General features: G+C 41.2%; 8 protein-coding genes. 5 read left to right on the top strand and 3 right to left on the bottom strand.

The features are described 5' to 3' along the window. The first annotated feature begins 69 nt into the window (after nucleotides 1–69). From AB5935_RS17665 to AB5935_RS17645, 5 genes are all read left to right on the top strand, one after another. Entirely contained in the window at nucleotides 70–417 is a 348-nt protein-coding gene (locus tag AB5935_RS17665; RefSeq protein WP_007835580.1) for a DUF2023 family protein, read from the top strand. 139 nt (nucleotides 418–556) lie between these two features. Then, entirely contained in the window at nucleotides 557–727 is a 171-nt protein-coding gene (locus AB5935_RS17660) for a hypothetical protein (protein WP_007835579.1), read from the top strand. A gap of 19 nt (nucleotides 728–746) precedes the next feature. After that, nucleotides 747–1,043, top strand: coding sequence for a thioredoxin family protein (locus tag AB5935_RS17655; RefSeq protein WP_007835578.1), 297 nt, complete (start codon nucleotides 747–749; stop codon nucleotides 1,041–1,043). A gap of 134 nt (nucleotides 1,044–1,177) precedes the next feature. After that, nucleotides 1,178–2,941, top strand: coding sequence for an aspartate--tRNA ligase (gene aspS, locus AB5935_RS17650; protein WP_007835575.1), 1,764 nt, complete (start codon nucleotides 1,178–1,180; stop codon nucleotides 2,939–2,941). Nucleotides 2,942–3,116: 175 nt separating this feature from the next. After that, nucleotides 3,117–3,644 carry a methylated-DNA--[protein]-cysteine S-methyltransferase gene (locus AB5935_RS17645; RefSeq protein ID WP_007835574.1) on the top strand — a complete coding sequence of 176 codons (528 nt, stop codon included), beginning with the start codon at nucleotides 3,117–3,119 and terminating at the stop codon, nucleotides 3,642–3,644. A gap of 93 nt (nucleotides 3,645–3,737) precedes the next feature. Here AB5935_RS17645 and AB5935_RS17640 read toward each other — a convergent pair whose 3' ends face one another. The 3 genes from AB5935_RS17640 to AB5935_RS17630 form a co-directional block, all read right to left on the bottom strand. Beyond that, the gene (locus AB5935_RS17640) at nucleotides 3,738–4,328 is read right to left on the bottom strand and encodes a DUF4251 domain-containing protein (RefSeq protein WP_007842904.1); all 591 of its coding nucleotides are present in this window, start codon (nucleotides 4,326–4,328) and stop codon (nucleotides 3,738–3,740) included. 114 nt (nucleotides 4,329–4,442) lie between these two features. Continuing rightward, on the bottom strand, nucleotides 4,443–5,330 hold the full coding sequence (locus AB5935_RS17635; RefSeq protein WP_007835572.1) for a carbon-nitrogen hydrolase: 888 nt from the start codon (nucleotides 5,328–5,330) through the stop codon (nucleotides 4,443–4,445). Nucleotides 5,331–5,341: 11 nt separating this feature from the next. Continuing rightward, nucleotides 5,342–6,367, bottom strand: coding sequence for an agmatine deiminase family protein (locus AB5935_RS17630; protein WP_120053394.1), 1,026 nt, complete (start codon nucleotides 6,365–6,367; stop codon nucleotides 5,342–5,344). Between the last annotated feature and the right edge of the window lie 161 nt (nucleotides 6,368–6,528).

Raw genomic sequence — 6,528 nt, 5'->3', positions numbered from 1 at the left:
AGACCGAAGAACGTATAAACAATTGGATTGAAGAAATAAAGAAGAACTTGTAATTTTGACAATTGCCTTATGATAGCTTCAGACATTAACCCGGTAGAATTGAAAGTATTTCTGAATCATATTTATGAATTTAAAAAAGGAGTACGTCAGATGGTACTCTATACTACCAATAGGAAGTATGAAGATTTTGCTGTAAAACGGCTGACCAATCAAAAGATTAATTACATAATCCAGCCTGTGGGGAATGATAAGATAAACCTGTTTTTCGGTAGAAAAGAATGCATTAATGCCATTCGTTTCCTAGTGACTCAGCCACTGAACAAACTGTCACCCGAGCAGGATTTTATTCTTGGAGCTATGCTGGGGTATGATATTTGTGCACAATGCAAACGTTATTGCGAACGTAAAGTACAATAATCTCAATTTCACGTAGTTTTAAATGTAGTAGTAAAGGGATGTCTGAATAATTCTCAGGCATCCTTTTTCACTTTTTATGTGAACCATCTTTATATCTATTTTGTTGCATTATTAGCATAAACCTTAAAAATGAGAAGATATGGATAAAGAAAAAAAGAAAAAGATGGAACAAAAGAATGAGCTGACGAATAGTGGTCAGCGGTTTCCTGTTGAACAAGTGTCCAATACTGGTAAGCCTACCAAGAAACAGGTGAAAGCAGCGGTAAAAGAGTTGAATCCAGATGTGAACAGTTTGGGGAGTAGAGGGTAATTTAAAGTTGGATACAGTGATGGGTATAACTGAACAAATTGAAGAGGCGAAACGGTCGGATTCATTGTTGCTGCTGGTGTTCTATGCAGATTGGTCTCCTCATTATGAATGGATTGAACCGTTGGTACATGAATTTGAAAAGCGGGTTAACATTGTGAGAGTCAATATAGAAGTCAATCGGAAGGTAGCCGATACTTATGAAATAGAAATAGCCCCCAGCTTTGTCCTCCAACGTAAGGACAAGGTATTGTGGGAAAAAACAGGCAAACTATTCCCGGGAGAATTAAGAGATGTCATTGAAATGTTTAAGAGTTGAGATCCATACATCCGTATGGATTAAAAAAGTTCCGTTGGTATGCAGCTACGGGACTTTTTTTCTTGTAGGCGGTTTTGTACAATGAAAAACATATCGTACCTTTGCCAAACATTTGATTAAATATTAAAGAATATATGTTCAGAAGTCATACTTGCGGAGAGCTCAGACTTTCCGATGCAGGCAAAAGTGTAACGTTGGCAGGTTGGGTACAGCGTGCACGTAAAATGGGAGGGATGACGTTTGTCGATCTTCGTGACCGTTACGGTATTACCCAATTGGTATTCAACGAAGCGGTGAATGCCGAACTTTGTGAACGTGCCAATCACTTGGGGCGTGAATTTGTTATTCAAATAACCGGTGAAGTGAACGAACGTTCAAATAAGAATATGAATATTCCCACTGGTGAAATTGAAATCATCGTATCGGAATTGAATGTACTTAATTCAGCGGTAACTCCTCCTTTCACGATAGAAGATAATAGTGACGGAGGTGATGATATCCGTATGAAATTCCGCTATCTGGATTTACGCCGTAATTGTGTGCGTAAAAATTTGGAACTCCGTCATAGAATGACAATGGAGGTGCGTCGATATTTGGACAGCAAAGGGTTTCTGGAAGTGGAAACTCCTATGTTGGTAGGTTCTACTCCTGAAGGAGCTCGTGATTTTGTTGTTCCTTCACGTATGAACCCGGGACAGTTTTATGCACTACCGCAGTCTCCGCAAACACTGAAGCAATTGCTGATGGTTTCCGGCTTTGATCGTTACTTCCAGATTGTAAAGTGTTTCCGTGATGAAGATCTTCGTGCAGATCGTCAGCCTGAGTTTACTCAGATAGACTGTGAGATGAGCTTTGTTGAACAAGAAGATATTATTTCCACTTTCGAAGGAATGGCAAAACATTTGTTCAAGGAGTTACGTGGAGTCGAACTGAGCGAACCGTTTCTGCGTATGACATGGGCAGATGCCATGAAATATTATGGTAGTGACAAACCAGATTTGCGTTTCGGCATGAAGTTTGTGGAGTTGATGGATATCATGAAAGGTCATGGTTTCTCTGTTTTTGATGATGCAGCATATATTGGTGGTATCTGTGCGGAAGGGGCTGCAAGTTATACCCGTAAACAGTTAGACCAATTAACCGAATTTGTCAAGAGACCTCAGATCGGTGCGAAAGGTATGGTTTACGCCCGTGTGGAAGCTGATGGCAATGTAAAATCCAGTGTAGACAAATTCTATTCACAGGAAGTCCTTCAGCAGATGAAGGAAGCGTTCGGTGCCAAGCCGGGTGACTTGATCCTGATTCTGAGCGGTCCTGATGCCATGAAGACTCGCAAGCAGTTATGCGAACTTCGTCTGGAAGTGGGACGTCAGCTGGGACTACGTGACAAGAATGAATTTGCTTGTCTGTGGGTAGTTGATTTCCCGATGTTTGAGTGGAGTGAAGAAGAAGGCCGTCTGATGGCCATGCACCATCCGTTCACTCATCCGAAAGAAGAAGATATTCCTTTGTTGGATACAGATCCGGCTGCTGTTCGTGCCGATGCTTACGATATGGTAGTAAATGGTGTGGAAGTAGGAGGCGGTTCAATTCGTATCCATGATTCACAATTACAGGCCAAGATGTTTGAGATTTTGGGTTTTACTCCGGAAAGAGCACAGGAACAATTCGGCTTCCTGATGAATGCATTCAAATACGGAGCACCTCCTCATGGTGGTTTGGCATATGGCCTTGATCGCTGGGTTTCTTTGTTTGCAGGACTTGATAGTATTCGTGACTGCATAGCATTCCCTAAAAACAATAGTGGGCGCGATGTGATGTTGGATGCTCCCGCTGCTTTGGATCAATCACAATTGGATGAGTTGAATCTGGTCGTTGATATAAAAGAGGAAAAGTAAGTTTTGTCTGCTTTTATAGAGTCTTGTATAAAAGACGGATAACGGGGGGATCCGAACATAGCGTAGCGAATACTGTTTCAGCTAATTCGTTACGCTTTATCTTTTTGATTTAAAGTAGTCCGATAAGCTGAAACAGATTACAAACAAATGAAGGAAGCATATAAAAATCAAGCGTATGAAAGAGAAAAATACGATCAAGATAAAGCGTTATAAATCACCCTGCGGAGTGTTGCTGCTCGGTTCGTTTGGCGAAAAACTCTGCCTGTGTGACTGGCAGGTGGAAAAACACTGCGATCGTGTGAACCAACGGTTGAAGCGGATATTGTGTGCCGAATTTGAAATAAGTACGTCAGAAATAATCGAAGAAGCAATAGAGCAACTCAACGAGTATTTTGCAGGACAACGCAAAGAATTTAATGTGCCGCTTCTTTTTGTGGGCACGGATTTTCAGAAAACAGTATGGAATGAACTGCTAAAGATACCGTTCGGCAAAACAATTTCTTACGGTGAAATGGCCAAGCATATCGGGAGGCCCCAAGCAGTTCGTGCGGTAGCCAATGCTAATGGTGCAAATTCCATATCAATCTTTGCACCTTGCCATCGTGTGATCGGTAGTGACCACTCGCTGACGGGATATGGAGGCGGACTGTCCGCTAAAAAGTTTTTATTGGAATTGGAATCACAACCTCGGTTAATGTTATGAACAGACAAGAAACATTTCCAATGCTGTAATAATAAATAAAAAGGAATGGGTGATGAAAATGCCCATTCCTTTTTATCATATCTTCTTAATGAATTACCATGTTGTTCCTTGGAATACACTACTTTCGTTATAAGGAACCAGATACCCGTTCATTGTCAGCGTGTTGCCCGAGAAATTTGGATTTATAGTAACACTAGCCTGATTGGTTCCGCCAGTCAGTACAATGGAAACGGTGGCCGAAACGGCAATACCATTAATTCCATAATTATAGTACACATTACCGTCTTTATCCTGACGCATGCTTATTCCGTTCACATTTCCCTGAACCGTGACACCTCCCAAGCCATTCGGACTCCAGTTATACACAAAATTAGTAAAGGCGGTCTGAACAATACCTTGCCCATCGTTTACTTCCACATAATTCGTGTTAGAGGAGACAAAACGCATTATTCCATTACGGAATACAACGTTATCAGCTTCTAATACAAAAGAACCGTTTTTTAAAGCATTAATTGCCTGGACGTAGGATACAGAGTCCTGCTGAGCTTCCAAGGCTTTCTTTTCCTGACGTTCTTTCTTCCATGCTTCACGTTTAGCGTCTTCTCTTTGTTTTCTGGTTTGTGCATTTGTTACTCCGCTGAAGCAAACGAGTAACAATGCGGCTAAAAATAATACTTTTTTCATAATTAAGCTGTTTAGTAAATCAATAATATCTTTTGAATATTCTGATAACTAAAACAGCTTTAACCATGAATTGTTTAACGAATATGTGAATTTATATAACGATAACGTTTGTATTTAATCTATAAAGCGTCGGGTTAGATTTTCAAACTTATCAATACGCCGGTCACGGAGAAAAGGCCACCAGCGACGAACATTCTCGCTACGGGTCATATCCAGTTCCACTACCATATTTTCTTCATCCATATTGCTGGCTTGTACCAGTATTTCTCCTTGAGGACCTGCCACGAAGCTATTACCCCAAAATTGGATACCATTTGTCTGACCGGAAGGATCGGGCTCATGTCCTACGCGGTTCACGGCGATAACCGGCAGACCGTTTGCCACGGCATGGCCACGCTGCACAGTTACCCATGCATCTAGTTGCCGGATTTTCTCTTCTTGAGTGTCTGTGCTTTCCCAACCTATAGCTGTAGGATATATAAGAATTTCAGCACCTTTCAGTGCCATCAGCCGTGCACCTTCGGGATACCATTGGTCCCAGCAGACTTGTACACCTAGTTTTCCTAGTGACGTCTGAATGGGTTCAAATCCTAGGTCACCGGGAGTAAAATAAAATTTCTCATAATAAGCGGGATCATCGGGAATATGCATTTTGCGGTATTTTCCTGCTATACTGCCATCTTTGTCAAAAACGACGGCTGTATTGTGATACAGTCCCGGAGCACGCTTCTCGAATAACGAAGTAACCAGTACAATGCCGTATCCGGCAGCCAACTCACTGTAGAAACCGGTAGAAGGACCGGGAACCGGTTCTGCCAAATCAAACATATCCGTATCTTCTGTCTGACAGAAGTAAGAGGTGTTGTGCAACTCCTGCAATACAACCAGCTGTGCACCTGCCGCCGCCACCTGTTCTATATTGCGATGCAGTTTGCTCAAATTATGACGGATATCATTTGTGCATGTCTGTTGGATAATTCCTATTTTAATCGTTCTTTTCATACATATATTTATTAATATACACCTTCGGGATATTGCATGGTGACGCAATGCAACGAGCCATGTTGCTTTATCAAAGCAGTGCAGTCAATACCTACTATTTCTCTTCCGGGAAATGCTTCCGCCAATACTTCTTTAGCGCACATATCATTTACAAAATCAGCATAAGTAGGATAGAGTACAGCTTCATTCATTATCAGGAAATTGGCATAAGTTGCCGGCAAGCGATGATGTTCCTCATCATAAACAGCACTCGCCATAGGCAGCGGAAGCAGGCGGTATGGCCTGCCGTTCAAAGTACGGAACGCTTTTAGTTCTTCTTCCATCATTGCCAGTTCCTTATAGTGTTCATCTTTTTCATTGGTGCACTTTACATACACAATGGTATCATCCGGACAGAAACGTGCCAATGTGTCCACATGGCTGTCTGTATCATCACCTGCCAGATAACCATGTTTCAACCATAGGACCTGTTTTAAGTTGAATGTTTCTTTTAGAAAATCCTCCACTTCCTGTCGGTTCATTTCATTTCTGTTTTTAGCCAGCAAGCATTGCTCTGTAGTCAGCAGGCTTCCTTTCCCATCACTTTCTATGGAACCTCCTTCTAAAATAAAATTCCGGCAGAAAACATATTCACCTTTCAGAACAGGATGGTGAAAATATAGTTCGTTATTAATCTGGTTATCATAATTTGCGGCAAACTTCATTCCCCAACCATTAAAACAGAAATCCAGTAGTAGGGGAGTAGCGTCTTCTTTCAACAAGGTGATAAAAGCATGATCGCGTGCCCAAGTATCGTTTGTGTTGATTTTTGATGTGATGAGTTTTTGGATATCAGCTCCATAATTATCTATACTATTTCTTATGGAATCGGGGTCTGGAGCCACAATCAACAAATTCTGACGTTTCAAAACCTCATAAGCTATCTTAAGAAAACAGGCATTCACTTCTTCCAACATGCATGCCCAGTCTGTGTCTTTATGGGGCCATGTTAGTTGAATCAAACTTTGTTTATGCCATTCGGCAGGTAAATAGGACATATTCATATTTTTAAATTTACTTCGCAAAGATATGAAATAAACTTTATAGGTTGATTAGTCATCGCTTCGTTTTTGTAACGAACCTTTCCTTCTTTTCCATAAGAACCAGCGGAACAGTTCGTCCCAAGTATTGAAATCTTTTTTATACATGAGACCTACTC

The sequence above is a fragment of the Phocaeicola sp. RTP21198st1_B8_RTP21198_201120 genome, assembly GCF_040929485.1.
Lineage (GTDB): Bacteria > Bacteroidota > Bacteroidia > Bacteroidales > Bacteroidaceae > Phocaeicola > Phocaeicola dorei.
The sequence above is the reverse complement of the archived record's forward strand: the minus strand, read 5'-3'. Positions and strand labels throughout refer to the sequence as shown.